General features: G+C 56.8%; 17 protein-coding genes. 14 read left to right on the plus strand and 3 right to left on the minus strand.

The window, feature by feature from the left end; genetic code table 11:
- Positions 1 to 141: 141 nt before the first annotated feature.
- The 13 genes from ABNH10_RS07980 to ABNH10_RS08040 all read left to right on the plus strand — a co-directional run bounded on the left by ABNH10_RS07980 (position 142) and on the right by ABNH10_RS08040 (position 11,959).
- Positions 142 to 672 carry a hypothetical protein gene (locus tag ABNH10_RS07980; protein ID WP_349385435.1) on the plus strand — a complete coding sequence of 177 codons (531 nt, stop codon included), beginning with the start codon at positions 142 to 144 and terminating at the stop codon, positions 670 to 672.
- Between the two features lie 267 nt (positions 673 to 939).
- Entirely contained in the window at positions 940 to 1,731 is a 792-nt protein-coding gene (locus tag ABNH10_RS07985) for an outer membrane lipoprotein-sorting protein (RefSeq protein WP_349385436.1), read from the plus strand.
- Between the two features lie 17 nt (positions 1,732 to 1,748).
- A complete protein-coding gene (locus ABNH10_RS07990; RefSeq protein WP_349385437.1) occupies positions 1,749 to 3,032 on the plus strand; it encodes a hypothetical protein in 1,284 nt (427 codons plus the stop codon).
- A 154-nt stretch (positions 3,033 to 3,186) separates the two neighbouring features.
- On the plus strand, positions 3,187 to 3,849 hold the full coding sequence (locus tag ABNH10_RS07995) for a TetR/AcrR family transcriptional regulator (RefSeq protein WP_349385438.1): 663 nt from the start codon (positions 3,187 to 3,189) through the stop codon (positions 3,847 to 3,849).
- Positions 3,850 to 3,946: 97 nt separating this feature from the next.
- A complete protein-coding gene (locus ABNH10_RS08000; protein ID WP_349385439.1) occupies positions 3,947 to 4,420 on the plus strand; it encodes a L,D-transpeptidase family protein in 474 nt (157 codons plus the stop codon).
- The gene (nagZ, locus tag ABNH10_RS08005) at positions 4,420 to 5,457 is read left to right on the plus strand and encodes a beta-N-acetylhexosaminidase (RefSeq protein WP_349385440.1); all 1,038 of its coding nucleotides are present in this window, start codon (positions 4,420 to 4,422) and stop codon (positions 5,455 to 5,457) included. The genes ABNH10_RS08000 and nagZ overlap by 1 nt, the downstream gene beginning before the upstream one ends.
- Positions 5,458 to 5,487: 30 nt before the next feature.
- Positions 5,488 to 6,639 (plus strand): mechanosensitive ion channel family protein, encoded by a 1,152-nt coding sequence (locus tag ABNH10_RS08010; RefSeq protein ID WP_349385441.1) that lies wholly within the window; start codon positions 5,488 to 5,490, stop codon positions 6,637 to 6,639.
- Positions 6,632 to 7,204: a hypoxanthine-guanine phosphoribosyltransferase gene (locus tag ABNH10_RS08015; protein WP_349385442.1), complete on the plus strand. Its 573-nt coding sequence runs from the start codon at positions 6,632 to 6,634 to the stop codon at positions 7,202 to 7,204. Before ABNH10_RS08010 ends, ABNH10_RS08015 begins: the two co-directional genes overlap by 8 nt.
- Positions 7,204 to 7,944, plus strand: a complete 741-nt coding sequence (locus tag ABNH10_RS08020) for an S-methyl-5'-thioinosine phosphorylase (RefSeq protein ID WP_349385443.1) — start codon at positions 7,204 to 7,206, stop codon at positions 7,942 to 7,944. The genes ABNH10_RS08015 and ABNH10_RS08020 overlap by 1 nt, the downstream gene beginning before the upstream one ends.
- Before the next feature lie 57 nt (positions 7,945 to 8,001).
- Positions 8,002 to 9,027, plus strand: coding sequence for a CNNM domain-containing protein (locus tag ABNH10_RS08025; RefSeq protein WP_349385444.1), 1,026 nt, complete (start codon positions 8,002 to 8,004; stop codon positions 9,025 to 9,027).
- Between the two features lie 41 nt (positions 9,028 to 9,068).
- On the plus strand, positions 9,069 to 10,037 hold the full coding sequence (gene cysK, locus ABNH10_RS08030; protein WP_349385445.1) for a cysteine synthase A: 969 nt from the start codon (positions 9,069 to 9,071) through the stop codon (positions 10,035 to 10,037).
- Positions 10,038 to 10,204: 167 nt separating this feature from the next.
- Positions 10,205 to 10,471 (plus strand): hypothetical protein, encoded by a 267-nt coding sequence (locus tag ABNH10_RS08035; protein WP_349385446.1) that lies wholly within the window; start codon positions 10,205 to 10,207, stop codon positions 10,469 to 10,471.
- A gap of 273 nt (positions 10,472 to 10,744) precedes the next feature.
- Positions 10,745 to 11,959, plus strand: coding sequence for a BaiN/RdsA family NAD(P)/FAD-dependent oxidoreductase (locus ABNH10_RS08040; RefSeq protein WP_349385447.1), 1,215 nt, complete (start codon positions 10,745 to 10,747; stop codon positions 11,957 to 11,959).
- Between the two features lie 37 nt (positions 11,960 to 11,996).
- On the opposite strand, the gene ABNH10_RS08045 is transcribed toward ABNH10_RS08040, so the two are convergent.
- Positions 11,997 to 12,413: a thioesterase family protein gene (locus tag ABNH10_RS08045; RefSeq protein ID WP_349385448.1), complete on the minus strand. Its 417-nt coding sequence runs from the start codon at positions 12,411 to 12,413 to the stop codon at positions 11,997 to 11,999.
- A 163-nt stretch (positions 12,414 to 12,576) separates the two neighbouring features.
- Here ABNH10_RS08045 and ABNH10_RS08050 point away from each other — a divergent pair, with 163 nt between their 5' ends.
- Positions 12,577 to 13,488, plus strand: a complete 912-nt coding sequence (locus ABNH10_RS08050; protein WP_349385449.1) for an oxidoreductase — start codon at positions 12,577 to 12,579, stop codon at positions 13,486 to 13,488.
- A 47-nt stretch (positions 13,489 to 13,535) separates the two neighbouring features.
- Here the strand turns inward: ABNH10_RS08050 and ABNH10_RS08055 are convergent, their stop codons facing one another.
- Together ABNH10_RS08055 and mfd are read right to left on the minus strand one after the other, a co-directional pair.
- Positions 13,536 to 14,132, minus strand: coding sequence for a peptidoglycan binding protein CsiV (locus tag ABNH10_RS08055; protein ID WP_349385450.1), 597 nt, complete (start codon positions 14,130 to 14,132; stop codon positions 13,536 to 13,538).
- A gap of 178 nt (positions 14,133 to 14,310) precedes the next feature.
- Complete coding sequence (mfd, locus tag ABNH10_RS08060) at positions 14,311 to 17,790, minus strand: transcription-repair coupling factor (protein WP_349385451.1); 3,480 nt, start codon at positions 17,788 to 17,790, stop codon at positions 14,311 to 14,313.
- Positions 17,791 to 17,806 lie beyond the last annotated feature (16 nt).

Below are 17,806 nucleotides of genomic sequence, written 5' to 3' on the forward strand. Positions count from 1 at the left end.
ACTGTTTTCGTATCTTGAATGATGAAGGGTTACGCGCAGCAAAGAGAGGATGAGCGCGGGCACGGCTAGCCAATTCATTGGGTGTGCTCCGCGCCTTGTAGCTCGACGCTTGTAGTGGGTAGCTGTTTTAAGAGTGTTTTTATGTCCAGAATGGTTCGAGATAATACCGTTAGTGGTTTGCGCGAGCGGCTCTACTTTGCCCGCGCGCTGTTGCAACAACTGACCCACGATCAGGTCGAGGCCACCCCAACCGTGCGGCTGGCGTTGCGTGGGGCGGTAGTCTTTCACCTTTATTCCGTGTTGGTGGGCTTGGCGCGGCAATCTGGAAAGACCTTTCAGGTTGCCGATGCCGATACCTTGTTCAGCCTTGCCGCATTGGAGCAGGCTTTTCGGGACGCGGGAGTGGAGGCGCCGGAAATGGCCATTCTTGCTCGTGCCCGTGCCGATCGGGGTGACCTGATTGCCTGGCTGGATGGCGAAATGCAAACCGCACTGGGCGCGGCAGGCTTGGCCCGTCGCCCGACACCGCCCAATGAAAGCGATGCCCTTAACTTGATGGCAGAAGACCGTTATGCCCCTCTGGCCGACGGTGACCTGCAACGCCTTGCTGACAGCGTTACCCGCGTGGGAGAGCTGGTAGAGCACTGCATGGGGTATCTGGAAGAGTGGTGAAAGTCAGTCGATAGTTGATCGTGGACAGTTGAGCGCTAGGTGCATCGCGACGATGTTTCTGGTGCCAAACGCAAGAGGCCGCACCCAGAGAAGGGGCGCGGCCTCTTGCGTTTGAGCTCGTGAAAATCTCAGCGGACCACTATCAACAGTTAATTATCTTTTGGCCTCTTTGAGCATCGCCGTTTGGGTTTAAATCGCTATCATGGTAAACACGCTGTTGCTTGCTTTGCCGGCACCGCCCCAGACATGTGTACCGTGAGGAATTTCATGAACGTTCGTTTACTGCCTGCCGTTTTGTTTATCAGCTTGGCTGCGCCCACCGTGTTGGCCCAGAGCCCGGAAGAAAAAGGGCTGCAAATCGCCCGGGAGGCGGATAACCGTGGCGAGGGTTTCGGTGACTTCCAGGCGGACATGAAAATGGTGCTGATCAGTAAGAGCGGCCAGACCTCTGAGCGGGAGCTGCGAGTGAAGACGCTGGAAGGCACCGGCGAGGGGGAGGGCGACAAGAGCTTGACCATTTTCGATACCCCCCGTGATGTGCGCGGTACGGCCATGCTCACGTTCAGCTACAAAACCCGTGACGACGACCAGTGGCTGTATCTACCCGCCCTCCGCCGGGTAAAGACCATCGCCTCGCGGAATAAATCCGGACCTTTCATGGGCAGTGAGTTCAGTTTTGAAGACATGCGCGGCCAGGAAGTGGAGAAATACACCTACGAATACCTGCGCGATGAGCCCTGCGGCGAGCTGACCTGCTTTGTGGTAGCCCGTTACCCGCAGGATGAGGACTCCGGTTATATCCGCCAGGTTTCCTGGATTGACCAGCAGGAATACCGTACCTGGAAAGTGGATTATTACGACCGCAAGGAAAGCCTGCTCAAGACACTGAAAGCCAGTGATTTTTCCCAGTACCAAGACAAGTATTGGCAGCCTGGGAAGATGTCCATGGTCAACCACCAGACCGGGAAATCCACCGACCTGTTCTGGAGTAACTACCGCTACGATACCGGGCTGGACGGTGCGGATTTCAACAAAAATAGCCTGAAACGCGCACGTTGATCCCGCGCGTTAGTACCATGAAAAACGGTTTGGTTATGGCTTCGCTGTTGACGATGCCATTGGCTTCCTTTGCGTGGGAATTTCGCGGTGAAGTGGGGCTGGAAGGGCGTTATTTTACCCAGGAATCGCCTTATCCAGAGTCGGATTATTCCACCAATGGTTCCGCGTATCTAAAGCCGGAAATCCTCCATGAATGGAACAATCGTGATGACTTGTTCACGTTTATCCCCTATGCCCGAGTGGATGAGCACGATACGGAGCGGACCCATTGGGACATTCGCGAACTGTCTTGGATTCATGTGGGCAGCGGCTGGGAATCCCGTGTGGGCATTCGCAAGGTGTTTTGGGGCGTAACTGAGGGCCGGCACTTGGTGGATGTTATCAACCAGACTGATCTGGTGGACCAGGTGGACGGCGAGGAAAAGCTCGGCCAACCCATGATTAACCTGTCCACTGTTCGTAACTGGGGGATTGTCGATGTGTTCATTCTGCCGGGCTTTCGTGAGCGTACTTATGCGGGCGAAGACGGTCGACCGCGTACACCCTTGCCGATATCCGACAATGCCCACTACGAATCCTCACAGGAAAACCAGCGGGTCGACTTTGCCATTCGCTACCAGCAGTACTTCGACAATGGGCTGGAGCTGGCGCTGTCGCATTTTTCCGGCACCAGTCGGGAGCCGTTGCTGGTGCCTGACGCGCTCACCATGGCGGAGCTGTCGGCCCTGATCGCCACCGGGCAGTTGCCGGCGGGCAGTAACCCGGAATTTACGCCGTTGTATAACATCATCGACCAGACTGGGCTGGAGCTCCAATACCTGAACAGCGGCTGGCTGTGGAAACTGGAAGCGATAAGTCGATCCGGTCAGGGCGAGCGTTTCAGTGCCGTGGATGGCGGTTTTGAATATACCCAAGTGGGTTTGTTTGATACGTCTGCGGATTTGGGCTGGATCGTGGAATATATCTGGGAAGACCGCGACGATATTTTGGCTTCGCCCATGGCGAGTGATCTGCTGTTGGGAACCCGCTTTACGTTCAACGACGTGGCCTCCACCGAGATCCTTGCCGGGGTTATCTATGATACTGAAGAGGAGGAAAAAGCCTTTAGCGTGGAATCCAGCCGGCGTATCGGCAACAGTCTGAAAGTAAGTTTGGAAGCCCGTTTTTATACCGATACCGAGAAGCCACAAAGTGCCACGCAGCTGTACCGGGATGCGCTGCGTAACGTGAATAGCAATCCGGGTCTGTCACCGATCAGCCGCTCAGACTTTATCCAAGCGGAGCTGGTGTATTATTTTTAGCAGGATGCTCGGCGCCGAGAATGTGGCGATAACATCGGCGTTTCCAGAGGTGGTAAACGTTGAGCTTTAGGTTGGGCCTAGGGCTTTCTTTCTTGACCCTCCTGTCAGGCAAACGTATGTTTGAAACGTATGTTTCGAACGCACAGGGCTGGGTATGGCACAGGCGGGCACAGTAGGCCGAATTCTTGATACTGCGGAAGTCTTGTTCGCCCAAAAGGGCTTCGCGGAAACCAGTTTGCGTGCCATTACCAGCAAAGCCGGGGTTAACCTCGCTGCAGTGAATTACCATTTCGGGTCCAAGGAAGCGTTAATTCAGGCCGTGTTTGAACGGTTTCTGACGCCGTTCAGCTTGGCGCTGGATGCCAAACTCGTCGAAATGGAAACCTCCGGCATTCCCGATACCCTCGAGAACGTGCTGGGTATTGTGTTCCGCCTGGCGATGGGTACGCACCCGGATGATCCCCAGCGGGCGGCTATTTTCTTTCGCCTTTCCGGGCAAGCCTACAGCCAGCCCCAGGGTCATCTGCGTGAATATCTCCATGTACACTACGGTGCGGTCTTTGCCCGTCTACAGCATCATCTGCAACAGGCGGTACCGGGTGTGCCGCCCATGGAGCTGTTCTGGCGGGTGCAGTTCAGCCTCGGCGCAGTAATTTTTACCTTGTCCGGCATGCAATCGTTGCAGAGTATCAGCAAGGCCGATTTCAATATGGATGCCAGTACCGCGGATATCACCCGGCGGCTTTTGCCGTTTTTGGTGGGGGGCATCCAAGCAGATGTGTCGGGCTTGTTACACGGTGACAGTCAAGGCGGATAATAAAGACCGGCGGTGGTGCCCTCGCGGATCATCCTGATCGTGGCCCCCCGCTAGCGTTCGCGTTGCAACTTTAAACCTCCAACCTGAAACTATCCCCATGGAATTGATTATCAACTTGTCTGAACAATGGCTGGCGCTGCGCGGCGGACAAACCACCGATCGGTTTACCATATCTAGCGCTGCCAACGGTGCCGGTGAAGCCATGGGCAGTGGTGCTACACCCCGTGGCATCCATGTGGTGCGGGCGCGTTTTGGTGCGGGCCTGCCGCCTGGAGCGGTGCTAATGGGGCGCAAGTTTTCCGGTGAAGTGTTTAATGCCCAGCTGGGAGCCCGGTTTCCCGAACGTGATTGGGTGCTGAGTCGCATTCTCTGGCTTGGCGGCTTGGAACCGGGCAGGAATTTGGGCGGCGACGTGGATAGTTTCCGACGCTTTATTTATATTCACGGCGCACCGGACGGTGAGCCCATGGGCACACCGGCCTCCCACGGCTGTATCCGGATGCGAAACGATGCGGTGATTCGTCTGTTTGACCAAGTGCCGGTAGGCACCCGGGTGACGATTACCGATTAATGTCCTCTGTTTGTAAGGTTGCCATGTCTGCATCCGCCTCCCCGTTATTAATGCTCGATCTGGAAGGGCTCCAGGTCAGTGACACAGAAAAAGACATGCTGGCACACCCCGGTGCCGGTGGTTTGATTCTATTTACCCGCAATTATGCGGATCGCCAACAACTGGCGGAACTGGTGCAGCAGGTGCGTGCTGTGCGCCCGGAGATGCTGATTGCCGTGGACCAGGAAGGCGGGCGCGTACAGCGCTTTCGCGACGGCTTTGTGCGTTTGCCGCCTATGGCGGCCCTGGGGCAGCGTTATGATCAGGCACCGGCCCAAGCCGTGGGGGAAGCGGCTTTGCTAGGAGAGCTGATGGCCTCGGAGCTAACCGAACTGGATATCGATATCAGCTTTGCGCCGGTGTTGGATCTGGATTACGGCAACAGCTCGGTGATCGGTGATCGCAGCTTCCATGGCGATGCCGATGCCATGATTGCGCTGGCCGGCGCCTTTATCGACGGCATGAGCGCCGCTGGCATGGCGGCCACCGGCAAGCACTTCCCCGGCCATGGCCATGTGGGCGCGGATTCTCATCTGGAATTACCAATAGATCCACGCCCTCTGTCTGAATTGGAGGCGGCGGACATGCGCCCTTTCATGGCCTTGGCGCCAAAACTGGACGGCATCATGCCGGCCCATGTGATCTATAGCGCCGTGGAACAACAGACTGCCGGTTTCTCCCGTTATTGGTTGCAAACGCAGCTGCGTGAGCGACTGGGCTTCCGTGGTGTGATTTTCTCCGATGATCTGTCCATGGCTGGAGCCCACGGTGTGGGCGGATACCCCCAGCGCGCGCAAGCAGCGTTGGAGGCGGGCTGCGACATGGTATTGGCCTGTAATTGCCGTGCAGGGGCGGAGCAAGTTCTGGATTTTCTGGGCACACAGAACTTTTCAGGGCAGGTGCCGGCGGCGGGGCTGCGTGCCCGCCCGCGTCTGCCTATGGACGCACAGCGCAGGGCGGTGGCCGCTGATTTGGCTGCAGCATTACGTGAACACTGAATTGAACCGTAAACGCGAAGGACAACATTAATGAACTGGGATTGGAATCAACTGCTGCAGTGGCCAACAGTCGAGACGCCAATGGATATCTGGCTGACTCAGCTGTTTATCATTGTGCTGTGCACTGTCTCCATCAATTTTATTTTGATGCGCAGCATCGACGTGGCTGAGCGGTTAATTGGTAAAACTGAAACCCTATGGGATGACGCTTTGCTGGAAGCTGTGCGTATTCCCGTACGTCTGGTGTTCTGGGTCATCGGGTTGTCCGTGTCCATGGAATTGTTGCAGGCGGTTTCACAGGAAGACAATGTACTGTTTGAAATGGTGCCGCAGGTTCGCCGCATTGCGTTTATCATCATTATTGCCATGTTCTTGAGCCGGTTTATTTCCTACACGGAAAAGAATTTGATTGATCCGGGACGCATGCGTAAACCCATGGACCAATCCACGGCAGCGGCGGTGGCCAAGTTACTGCGGGTGTCGGTTATTATTACCTCCCTGCTGATTATTTTGCAGACGTTGGGCTACAGCATTTCCGGTGTGCTGGCCTTTGGCGGTATTGGCGGCATGGCGGTAGCCTTTGCTGCCAAGGATCTGTTGGCCAACTTCTTCGGCGGCATGATGGTCTACCTGGATAAACCATTCCGTGTGGGGGATTGGGTGCGTTCACCGGATCGTTCCATCGAAGGTAGCGTGGAGGATATCGGTTGGCGCCTAACGCGCATCCGCACCTTTGATCAGCGCCCGCTGTATATTCCCAATGCCATGTTTACCTCCATCGTGCTGGAAAACCCGTCGCGGATGTACAACCGCCGGATCAATGAAAAAATCGGCATCCGTTATGATGATTGGCAGAAAATGCCCGCCATTGTGGCGGACGTTCGCACCATGCTGGTTGAACATGAAGATCTGGAAACGGATAACCGCACGTTGATCGTGAACTTCGATAGCTATGGAGCCTCTCACCTGGAGTTCTTTATTTATACGTTCACTAAAACCACGCAGTGGGTTCAATATCATGAGATCAAACAGGATGTGCTGATGAAAATCATGAATATTGTCCATCAACACGGTGCCGAATTTGCGTTCCCCACACGGACGTTGCACCTGGTTGGCCAGAACGATGATGCCCCGGCAACGGGCTTGGAAGACAGCAACGCGGAGGAGCCCCAGCATGTCTAGCGCTGAAGAACTGCAACAGGAATTAATGACAGTTCGGCGTAACGCCATCGAACTGCATTCCTCTGATCAGGTACAGGAAGCCATCGGTAAACTGGCCTTTGAAGTCACCGAAGCCTGCTCCGGCAAGGTGCCGGTATTCGTGACCATCATGAACGGGGGGATGATCTTCGCAGCGGAACTGGTCAAGCGGTTGGATTTTCCGCTGGAGATGGATTATCTCCACGCCAGCCGTTATTTGGGCGCCACCACCGGTGGTGAAGTGGAGTGGATTGTGACGCCCAGCGCCACTTTGCAAGGCCGCCACGTAGTAATTGTAGACGACATCCTCGACGTTGGTTCCACCTTGTTGTCGATTATCGAAGCGTGTAAGTCTCAAGGCGCGGCCTCTGTGAAGACCTGTGTATTGGTAGACAAGAAGCACGATCGAAAAGTACGGCCCGGTTTGAAAGCTGATTTCACCGCTCTTGAAGCGGATGACTATTACCTCTTTGGTATGGGCATGGATTACAAGGGCTTCTGGCGTAATGCTCCGGGTATTTATGCGGTAAAAGAGAGCGATCTCTGATGCTGGCATTCATCGGTGGTACTGGCCTGACACGTATGGACAACCTGCGCATCATCGACGCGCATACCCTTGCAACCCGTTTTGGCGCGCCTTCTGCACCGGTGCTGGAAGGGGCGCTGGAGGGGCAGCCAGTTCTTTTTTTAGCCCGCCACGGTGACCCCCATGTGCTGTTACCCCATCAGGTGAACTACCGCGCCAATCTGGCGGCGTTGAAAGCGGCGGGGGCCACGGCCATTGTCGCCGCCAATGCGGTGGGGGGCATTACGGCCCAGGCGGCCACCGGCGCGCTGGTGTTGCCCGATCAGATTATCGATTACACCTATGGTCGGGAAATGACCCTGTTTGACGATCTCAACGACCCGTTGGTGCATGTGGATTTCAGTTGGCCGTTTGACATCGCCTTGCGCAATGCCCTGAAAGCGCGGCTTGGCGCGGCTGATCTGCACTGGAACGATGGCGGGTGCTACGGCGCTACCCAAGGCCCGCGGCTGGAAACGGCGGCAGAAATTGCCCGCATGGAGCGTGATGGTTGCGATATCGTCGGCATGACCGGCATGCCTGAAGCGGTGTTGGCCCGGGAGCTAGGCCTGCCTTACGCCATGCTGTCTCTGGTGGTTAATCCGGCGGCCGGCAAGTCCAGCCATGAAATTACCATGGCGGAAATTGACGCGGTGATACACGATGGCATGGCTAATGTACGTAAGGTGCTGGCGGACTTTGCGCTGCATTACACACCCTAATAACCCTGATCTGCGCGGCCCGGTTGGGCCGCGTACTGGTATAAGGAGCGTGCATCGGTGACGTTACTGATTATCTTCGCCACCATCTCCATTGGTTTTTCTTTTGTGTGTTCCATACTGGAAGCCGCACTGCTGTCCATCACCCCAAGCTTTATCGCGGGCCTGCGTGATTCCCGCCCGGCGTTGTATAAAAGTTTGCGCGACTTCAAGGACGATATCGACAAGCCGCTGTCTGCGATCCTCACCCTGAACACCGTGGCACACACGGTGGGCGCCACGGGCGTAGGCGCCCAAGTGGCAGTGGTGTTCGGGGAAGCGTGGCTGGGGGCTGCCTCCGGGATCATGACGCTGGCGATCCTGGTCTTTTCCGAAATCATCCCGAAAACCATTGGCGCTAAATACTGGCGCTCGCTGGCACCCGCTCTGCCGCCTACGCTCAAGGTCATCATGGTTTCTTTGTTGCCCTTCGTATGGTTGTCCAAACTGATTACCAGTCGAATCGGTGGCAACGAACACGATGTGGATGTGCGCGCAGAAATTCGCGCACTGGCAGACATGGGCGAGAATCAGGGTGCACTGGATGATGACGAACACCGAGTGATCCATAATATTCTGCGTCTGCACGATATTCGTGTGGGCGCCATCATGACACCACGCACGGTATGCCGCACGGTGTCTCCGGCCATGACGGTGGGTGAATTTCGGGAACGTGAGAAGGGGCAGCCCTTCTCACGTTACCCGGTGATGAGTGACAGCGGTGAAGCCAAAGGCTATATCCACAAGTCCGACCTGCTGGACAGTGACATGGAAAAGACCATGCAGGTACTGGCCCGAGAGGTCTCAATGGTGCACACCACCTTGAGTATTCAGGACTTGTTTAGTGCCATGTTGACCCAACGTCAGCATATGGCGGTGGTTTATGATGACCATGGCACTTGGGTGGGCCTGATCACCCTGGAAGATATTTTGGAAAGCATCCTGGGCCGTGAAATCATGGATGAAACCGATAACGTGGCCGATTTACGCCTGTATGCGCGCCAGCGTTGGAATCGACGCCTGAAAAAGCAGGACAAACCGCAGTAAGGCATTGCGCGATACATGCGCAGAGAATGGAGGAGATCAATATGACCGGCATCTACCAAGACAATAGCGAGACCATCGGCAACACCCCTCTGGTGAAAATCAATCGTATCAGCCAGGGTAATATTCTCGCCAAGATCGAATCCCGTAACCCGGCCGGCAGCGTTAAGTGCCGCATCGGGGCATCCATGGTTCAGGATGCGGAAAAGAGCGGTAAGCTCAAACCGGGCATGACCCTGGTAGAACCCACCAGCGGTAATACCGGCATTGCGCTGGCCTATGTGGCGGCCGCCCGCGGTTATGACCTGGTGCTCACCATGCCGGACTCCATGAGCCTGGAGCGCCGCAAGATCCTCAAGGCGCTGGGAGCCAAACTGGTACTTACCCCGGGCCCGCAAGGCATGCCCGGTGCCATCGCCAAGGCGGAAGAGCTGGTGCAGGCAAACCCGGATACCCACTTAATGCTGCAGCAGTTCGATAATCCGGCGAACCCGGCCATTCATGAAAAAACCACCGGCCCGGAAATCTGGGAAGCCACCGGAGGGGATGTCGATGTGCTGGTAAGCGGGGTGGGCACCGGCGGCACGATCACCGGCGTCGCCCGCTACTTCAAGAATACTCAGGGTAAAGCCATCACCGCCGTTGCGGTGGAGCCGGATTCTTCCACGATGATCTCCGCTGCCTTGAAAGGCGAAGAGCCGACCCATGGGCCCCACAAAATTCAAGGGATTGGTGCCGGTTTCGTGCCGAAGAACCTGGATATGTCTGTTGTGGACCGGGCTGAACAGGTCAGCAATGAAGAGGCCATGGCGTGGGCGCACAAGTTGATGCAAGAAGAAGGTATTCTGGCGGGTATCTCCTGTGGCGCGGCCATGTGCGTGGCGGACCGCCTTAGCCAGCAGCCCGAGTTTGCCGGCAAGACTATTGTGGTGGTGCTGCCGGATTCCGGCGAACGTTACCTCAGTTCGCCCCTGTTTGCGGATACCTTCACCGAACAGGAGCTTGGCCAGTAACCAGCCATAGAGCAACGTACTTTGGCAGAACGCAACGCAACGCGACGTCAGGTTGGGTGTACGGCCGGTCGTGCTCTGTACTGCCAGTGGCGAGCAGGGTATAACTGCAGCATAAGCTCATTAATGAGCAATTTTCCGTCTGCGGATGGAGTTTTTGGGGGAATACCATGAAATATGTTGTAGTGATGCTTTGCAGCGCCACCTTGCTGGTGGGCTGTTTCTTTGAGGAAGATGACGTTAGTAGCAGTGATCAGCAGGAGCCGCTTCCCTTGGTGCAGAATGATGCGCCGCAAGGCACACGAGTGGTGCCGGGGGCACAGATAATGAGCAGCGGTCGCTATCGCAACGACGTTCAGGTGGCCAACGGTGCTGCTGCGATCAAGGCTTCCAGCGAAAACTACGCCACCACCGCTGAAATCTCGGTTATTCAGTAACCGCGGATCTCTTGTTTTTATCTGGTTAATCACGATCACGAATGAAGAAGTAAACTCCTGCTTCGCCTGATTAACTCCAGGGTGGCAGCCTGTTGTGGGCGGACACCTGACTTGCGGGCCGGCAGGGGGGCCTGAAATGGTGAACCGGCACGCCAGAGCGTCATTGGTCTTTGAGGCGCGGCTAACGCGTTAGGCAGCTGGCCTGCAGAGGGAGGATGGAACCCTACGGGCATCCCCGTTATCCTTGCCGGCCGGATTCTCGCTGGTGGTTTCATGTCAGGCACAACAGGGGCAGATAAGAAAGCAACAACCAAGGTCGATGTGGTGGTTATCGGGGCCGGTGCAGCCGGGCTGATGTGCGCCGCCACGGCAGCGTATCAGGGCCACCGGGTGCTGGTGCTGGACCATGCCAATAAGGCTGGCAAGAAGATCCTCATGTCCGGCGGCGGCCGTTGTAATTTCACCAACCTGAATACCGCACCGGAGCATTTCGTCTCCGCGAATCCGCATTTTTGCAAATCTGCTCTTAAACGCTACAGCCCCTGGCATTTCGTGGAATTGATCGAGCGCCACGGTATTGAGCACGTGGAAAAAGCCCCTGGGCAGCTTTTTTGCGCCGAATCAGCAAAGGAAATCCTTGGCGTGCTGCTCACCGAGTGCGAGTGGGCGGGAGCTGAGATTCGCCTCAATACTGCTATCCGGAAAGTCAGGCAGACGGCCAGCGGCTTTGGCCTGACCACCAGCGCTGGTGCGGTCGAGTGTGCGAAGTTGGTAGTGGCCTGCGGTGGTTTGTCGATTCCGACCATGGGGGCCAGCGGCTTTGGTTATCAGCTGGCGGAGCAGTTCGGGCTTACCGTATTGCCCACCCGGGCCGGGCTGGTGCCGTTCACCCTGCAACCCGATGACAAGGCTTGGCTGGCGGGTTTGTCTGGCATCAGCACCGAGGTGGTGGCGCAAGCGGCAGAGGCGGCTTTTGCCGAGCCCATGTTGATCACCCACCGGGGGCTGTCGGGGCCTGCCATGTTGCAAGTGTCGAGTTTTTGGACGCCCGGCCAGCCGGTGACCGTGGATTGGTTACCCCAGGTTGCTGATCCCTTTGCGCAACTGGTCGAAGAGCGGCGCGCGCATCCCAATCGTGGGCTGGAGCGCTGGTTACGGCAGTATTTTTCACAGCGACTGGCAGCAGCGCTGGCGGAGCAGTTCGGTTGGCAAGGCAACCTGCAGCAGTTCAGCAATGAACGCCTGGCTACAATAGCAGCAACGCTGAAAGGCTGGTCATTCAAACCCTCAGGTACCGAAGGCTACCGCACTGCAGAAGTAACCCTTGGCGGAGTGAATACAGCCGCCATCTCGTCGAAAAGTTTTGCGGTCAAGGAGATGCCCGGTTTGCATTTTATCGGCGAAGTACTGGATGTGACCGGGCAACTGGGGGGCTTCAATTTCCAGTGGGCTTGGGCCAGTGGCTGGTGCACAGGGATGGCATTGTAAGCGGCGTTAAACCGGCGTTGCTGGCTTGCCGGGCGCTTCAGGTAATGCCAGAAAACTTTGCCTTGAAGCTCTCCGGCATCGGCATCACACCGTGGGTGGTGTGATCAAAAAATACGAAGCCCTGTTTAGCCAACACCACTAGCTGCCCGCTGGGTTGCTTGGTGACCCGGAAAATCAGATCGGCGCCATACTTGTTGAAATCCATTAGGCCCACCTCGAACTGCAGATCGTCTCGGGCAAAGCTTTCCGATCGATAGTTGGCTACCAAGTCGGTGACCACAATGTGCTCCTGGCTGTAATCAATGTCACAGAAAAACCGGTAACGGGCTTCCGAGAGCAAGGAAATCATTTGGTCATTGCCCACGTGTTTACCGGTGTTGAGGTCGGTCATGCGCACGTTGATGGTATGGGTGTAAAGGAACTGTTCGGGTAACTCGAGCTGGACACGCGCCATGGGAGACTCTCTGGGGTAGGGGGCGCCATTTTAGCAATGGCCGGAGGTTGTTGTGAAATATCCTTTGGATAACGGTGTGAGTGGCAATTGGCTCAACATGAACGTGCTGTGGAGCTGCTTGCGGAAAACAATGTCAGCCACGGTTAACATTCAAGGAGCTACCATGACCCAGTCCCATTGGCGCCCGACGCACATTCCCGATCTATCTGATAAAACGATTCTGGTCACTGGTGCCAATAGCGGTATTGGCCTGGAAGCGGTGAAGCTGTTTGTTGCTAACGGCGCGGAAGTGATTATGGCATGCCGCAACACAGCGAAAGCTGAAGCCGCGGCGGAACAGGTTAAGACGCTGACGCCGAACGCCATGCTAATAATTATGCCGCTGGATTTAGCTGACCTTGAATCCATAAAGGCGTTTGCGGTGGCGCTGAAACAGCGTGTTAGCAAACTGGATGTGTTGCTCAACAATGCAGGCTTGATGGCGCCGCCTTTGCAACGCACTAAGGACGGTTTTGAAATACAGTTTGGCACTAACCATCTTGGCCACTTTGCGTTGACTGGTCCTTTACTGGAGCTGCTTGAAGCGGCGCCAGCGCCGCGCATCGTACAGATCTCCAGCCTGGCGCACCGTAGCGGAAAGCTGATGTGGGGGAACCTCAATGCAGAGAAACGTTATTCTCGCTGGCCTTTTTATTGCCAGAGCAAGCTGGCCAACTTGATTTTTGCCAAAGATCTACACCGTCGTTTGCGCAAACGCGGCTCAAATATTCAGGTTATGGCAGCCCATCCTGGCTATTCGGCTACCCATCTGCAGGACACTATTCCCGGCGGCGGCTTGTTCAACAAGTTTATGGCCCAGCCGGCAGAAATGGGTTGTTTGCCGGGGGTGATGGCCGCCACCAGCGATGCAGTGGTGTCCGGAGGCTATTACGGGCCTGATGGGAAAATTCTTGAGCTGCGCGGTTATCCCGCCCCGGCGTTTGCTCGCAAAATTACCGATAATGAAGCAGTCGCACAACGATTATGGGAAGAGTCCGAACGGCTTACAGGTGTGCGTTACCTTAGTAGTCAGTGAGCGGCCAAGACTGAACAATGAGTGTGTCTGTGGAATCTCATTTTTGATTACGCTCGTGTAACCCGTATCAGCATGCCAAACAGGGCATGATCGAAATAGTAGACTTGATGACCGGCCAGACGGCGCTTTTCGTCGATGTCGACGTAGAAGCGCTCGCCGTTACTTTCCGTGTTGAACCAGATTTGGGGTGTCACATGGAGGTAGCGCGATTTACTGAACTGCAGCGTGCCTTCCAGTTCTGGTATATCCCCTTCTTCTGTGGGTAGCGCCTGCCCGCCACGGACATAGACCGGCAACGTCTCGGCTTTACTGCCGATGGGTTGCTGCCAGGCCGCATGGTACAACTCGCGGTAGTCGCCGGTGCCTTCCATGCGTTCTAGCATGTAGCGAAGGACTTCATCGTCTTGAGAGAGGGGTTGCCATGCGCCACGGGCCACCGCATCTGGATCAGCAAAGTCACTGGCTTGCGGGTGACCAATGGGCACAGCCCTGGATGCATAATGGGGCTGCAGGCCGGCGGCCCATCGTTCTTCACTGCTGGCGTTGCTATGGGCAAACACCAGTACTTCTACCTTGTACCAGCTTTGTGCGATGGCTGAGTTACCCATCAGAGCCAGAACCACTAACAGTAATGCACGATGCATCGACCACTCCTTTTTTCCACCTGTCGATCAGGCTTTCATTTCGGTGCCGACTATACCTTATGCCCTCCGGTTTGCTCACGGGGCATTGGTTGATCGGCACAGTTTTTATGATAAAGGTGAGGTGAGCCTCGCCTTGGTGCGCCACTAACGGCTGACATCAAAAGGGTATAACCGGTATTCAAGCCGGGGCGTCAGCCTTAATGCTTTGGGCCGCCAGGCGTTTAAGCAGTTCCTGTACTACCTGAATACGTTCTTCCGGGGTTTCGCTGTCTTCCACAAAACGCAGGGCGTTGGCACCTTCCAGTTTGAAGCGGTTGGGGCCGGACTGGACCAGTTTGACGATGGTGAGCGGGTCCACAGGGGTGCGCTCGCCAAACTCCAGCTTGCCGCCGGTGGCGTGGGCGTCCAGGCGAATAATGCCCAGTCGATCGGCCTGCTGGCGTAGTTCTGTGACAGCAAACAGATTTTTCACCGGTTCGGGCAGCAGGCCGAAGCGGTCGATCATTTCCACTTGTAGCTCTTTCAGGCCGCCACGGGTTTTACACCCAGCAATACGCTTGTAGAGGGTTAGCCGGCCGAACACATCGGGCAGGTAGTCTTCCGGGATCAGGGCGGGAATACGCAGGTTCAGTTCCGGGCCGCCGCTGAGGGGTTTTTCCACATCCGGTTGCTCGCCGCGTTTCAGTGCTTCCACCGCTTGCTCCAGCATTTCCATATAGAGGCTGAAACCGATGGTCTCGATGTTGCCGTGCTGCTCTTCGCCGAGTAGCTCACCGGCACCACGGATTTCCATGTCCTGGCTGGCGAGCATGAAGCCAGCCCCCAGGTCGGTGGCTTGTTCGATGGCTTCCAGGCGTTTGACAGCGTCCTTGGTCATCACTTTCGGGCTGGGAGTAATCAGATAGGCGTAGGCCTGGTGGTGGCTGCGACCCACCCGGCCACGAAGCTGGTGAAGCTGGGCCAGGCCGAGCTTGTCGGCCCGGTCGATGATGATGGTATTGGCGCTGGGCACATCGATACCCGTTTCGATGATAGTGGTGCTCACCAGCACATTGAAGCGGCGGTGGTAAAAATCGCTCATCACCGCTTCCAGTTCCCGCTCGCGCATTTGCCCATGAGCAACACCGACGCGGGCATCCGGCACCAGCTTGCGGATGTCCGCTGCGGTTTTCTCCATGGTGTCGATGTCGTTGTGCAGGTAATACACTTGGCCGCCGCGCAACAATTCACGCAGCAAGGCCTCCTTGATGACGGTATCGTTGTGCTGCTGTACGAAGGTCTTCACCGACAGGCGTTTCTGCGGCGGGGTGGCGATGATGGAGATGTCGCGCATGCCGCTCATGGCCATATTCAGGGTCCGCGGAATTGGCGTGGCGGTGAGGGTGAGGATGTCGCACTCGGCCCGCATTTGCTTGAGGCGCTCCTTGTGGCGTACCCCGAAGCGGTGCTCTTCATCGACTATAATCAGCCCCAGATTATCGAACGATACGGTTTCTTGCAGGAGCTGGTGGGTGCCCACCAGAATATCCACCTTGCCTTCCTTGAGTCGCTGCAACACCTGGGTCTTTTCCTTGGCGCTGCGGAAACGGGACAGTACTTCGATATTGACCGGCCAGTCGGCAAAGCGATCGGTGAATGACTCGTAATGTTGCTGCGCGAGCAGGGTAGTGGGCACCAGCACGGCCACCTGGGTCTGGTTTTCCACCGCCACGAAGGCAGCACGCATGGCGACTTCGGTTTTGCCGAAGCCCACGTCACCACACACCAGCCTATCCATGGGCTGGCTCGATTGCATGTCGGCAACCACCGAGGCAATAGCCGCCTGTTGGTCCGGGGTTTCCTCGAAGGGAAAGCTGGCACTGAAACGGTCATAGTCGTTCAGGTCCAGTTCGAACTGGCGGCCTTCTCTGGCCTCGCGCCGAGCGTAGGTGTTGAGCAGCTCGGCGGCTACATCGTGGATCTTTTCGGCCGCTTTCTGGCGAGCCTTGGTCCATTGCTCAGTGCCTAAACGATTCAAGGGAGCGGTGTCGCCGCCACCGTACCGGCTAATCAGATGCAACGAGGAAACGGGGACATAGAGTTTGTCGCCGCCGGCGTATTCCAGCAGCAGAAATTCGTGTTGCTGGCGGTGCACTTCCATATGAGTGAGGCCCAGATAACGCCCCACGCCGTGCTCCAGATGCACCACCGGGGAGCCCACGGTCATTTCGCCTAAGGAACGGAACGCTTGCTCGGCGGCGCCATCGTCGCTGCTGGATTTACGGCGCCTGCGCTGCAGTACCCGCTCGCCATACAGGTCATTTTCGGTGACCACGAGTAAGGCGTGTTCCGGAGCGTAGAAGCCCGCATCCAGCTCCCCCCGGGTCAGGTTCCAGCGTGCCGAGTTGGCAATGAAGTCGGGCCAGTTGTCTTTCATGGCCGGCTGGATCTGAATCTTCTGCATCAACTCCAGCAGGGCTTCCCGGCGCCCGGCGGTTTCCGCACAAATCAGAATATGCGTATCAGGATGGGCGTCGGAAAAGGTATGCAGCAAGGCCAATGGATTGTTGGCACGCACATCGGCGGTGAGCGCAGGCATAGGCGCCACGTCAAAGTGGATGGCCTGGTCTGCGCCGCTTGAATCATTATGAATCTGGCGCGCTCTTGGGTGTTGCTTTAGCGCGGCGTTGAGCTCGTCAGGGCGCAGGAACAATTGCCAGGGAACCAGAATCGGGCGGTGAATATCGTGGCGCCGGGATTCATGGCGCTGCTCCACATCTTGCCAGAAATGCTCGATGGCGCTCTGGGTGTCGGCCAGTTCCACCAGCCGTACATCGTCGGGCAAGTAATCGAACAAGGTGGCCATCTGCTCAAAGAACAGGGGCAGATAATATTCCAGGCCCGGTGCCGCGAGGCCGTCGGTCACGTCCTGGTAAAGGGGCACGTGACGGGTATCCACGTCGAAGGTGTCGCGGAAGTGGCTACGGAAACGGGCAATCCCTTCGGTGCTGAGGGGAAACTCTGCGGCGGGCAGCAGGGTGATATCGTCCACTTTACCGGTGGAGCGCTGGCTTTCCGCTTCGAACAGGCGCAGGGATTCGATTTCATCGTCGAACAGCTCGATGCGGAACGGTTGCTCGGCGCCCATGGGGAAAATGTCCATGATGGCCCCGCGCACGGCAAACTCGCCGTGCTCGTACACGTTGTCGCGCTGCCGGTAGCCGCTGGCGACCAGCCGGCTGCGGGTGGCTTCCATGTCGAAACGATCGCCCACCTTGAGCAGGAAGCTGTTACCGGTGATATGTATCGGCGGCGCCAGCCGCTGCATTAGCGTATTCACCGGCACCACCAGAATGCCCTTGTGGGTAGTGGGCAGCTGGTGCAGAACCTGAATGCGGTCGCTGATAATGTCCTGATGTGGGCTGAACAGGTCGTAGGGTAGGGTCTCCCAGTCCGGAAACAGCATCACCGGGGTGTCGCTGCCGGCCAAGTAGAAGCTCAGTGAGTCGGTGAGCTGCTGGGCACGGCTGCTATTGGGTGCCAGCACCACCAATAAATGGTCCTGGCTGCGCGCCAGCTCGGCCAGCACTGCGGCCATGCTGCCGGCGTTGAGTCCGGCCCAGTCTTTGTAGTGCTCTCGCCCACTGGGAAAGAGGTTGCTGTCGGGGAGTAACTTCATTCAGACCCGTTCCTGC

It is taken from the genome of Alcanivorax sp. (assembly GCF_040119285.1).
Taxonomy (GTDB): domain Bacteria; phylum Pseudomonadota; class Gammaproteobacteria; order Pseudomonadales; family Alcanivoracaceae; genus Alcanivorax.

Bases quoted from the DNA above. Each gene is read 5' to 3' on its own strand.
- ABNH10_RS07995 (WP_349385438.1), top strand. From the start codon at position 3,187: ATGGCACAGGCGGGCACAGTAGGCCGAATTCTTGATACTGCGGAAGTC.
- nagZ (WP_349385440.1), top strand. From the start codon at position 4,420: ATGTCCTCTGTTTGTAAGGTTGCCATGTCTGCATCCGCCTCCCCGTTA.
- ABNH10_RS08035 (WP_349385446.1), top strand. From the start codon at position 10,205: ATGAAATATGTTGTAGTGATGCTTTGCAGCGCCACCTTGCTGGTGGGC.
- ABNH10_RS08045 (WP_349385448.1), bottom strand. From the start codon at position 12,413: ATGGCGCGTGTCCAGCTCGAGTTACCCGAACAGTTCCTTTACACCCAT.
- ABNH10_RS08015 (WP_349385442.1), top strand. From the start codon at position 6,632: ATGTCTAGCGCTGAAGAACTGCAACAGGAATTAATGACAGTTCGGCGT.
- ABNH10_RS08020 (WP_349385443.1), top strand. From the start codon at position 7,204: ATGCTGGCATTCATCGGTGGTACTGGCCTGACACGTATGGACAACCTG.
- ABNH10_RS08000 (WP_349385439.1), top strand. From the start codon at position 3,947: ATGGAATTGATTATCAACTTGTCTGAACAATGGCTGGCGCTGCGCGGC.
- ABNH10_RS08010 (WP_349385441.1), top strand. From the start codon at position 5,488: ATGAACTGGGATTGGAATCAACTGCTGCAGTGGCCAACAGTCGAGACG.
- ABNH10_RS07985 (WP_349385436.1), top strand. From the start codon at position 940: ATGAACGTTCGTTTACTGCCTGCCGTTTTGTTTATCAGCTTGGCTGCG.
- ABNH10_RS08050 (WP_349385449.1), top strand. From the start codon at position 12,577: ATGACCCAGTCCCATTGGCGCCCGACGCACATTCCCGATCTATCTGAT.
- ABNH10_RS07990 (WP_349385437.1), top strand. From the start codon at position 1,749: ATGAAAAACGGTTTGGTTATGGCTTCGCTGTTGACGATGCCATTGGCT.
- ABNH10_RS08055 (WP_349385450.1), bottom strand. From the start codon at position 14,132: ATGCATCGTGCATTACTGTTAGTGGTTCTGGCTCTGATGGGTAACTCA.
- cysK (WP_349385445.1), top strand. From the start codon at position 9,069: ATGACCGGCATCTACCAAGACAATAGCGAGACCATCGGCAACACCCCT.
- ABNH10_RS07980 (WP_349385435.1), top strand. From the start codon at position 142: ATGTCCAGAATGGTTCGAGATAATACCGTTAGTGGTTTGCGCGAGCGG.
- ABNH10_RS08040 (WP_349385447.1), top strand. From the start codon at position 10,745: ATGTCAGGCACAACAGGGGCAGATAAGAAAGCAACAACCAAGGTCGAT.
- mfd (WP_349385451.1), bottom strand. From the start codon at position 17,790: ATGAAGTTACTCCCCGACAGCAACCTCTTTCCCAGTGGGCGAGAGCAC.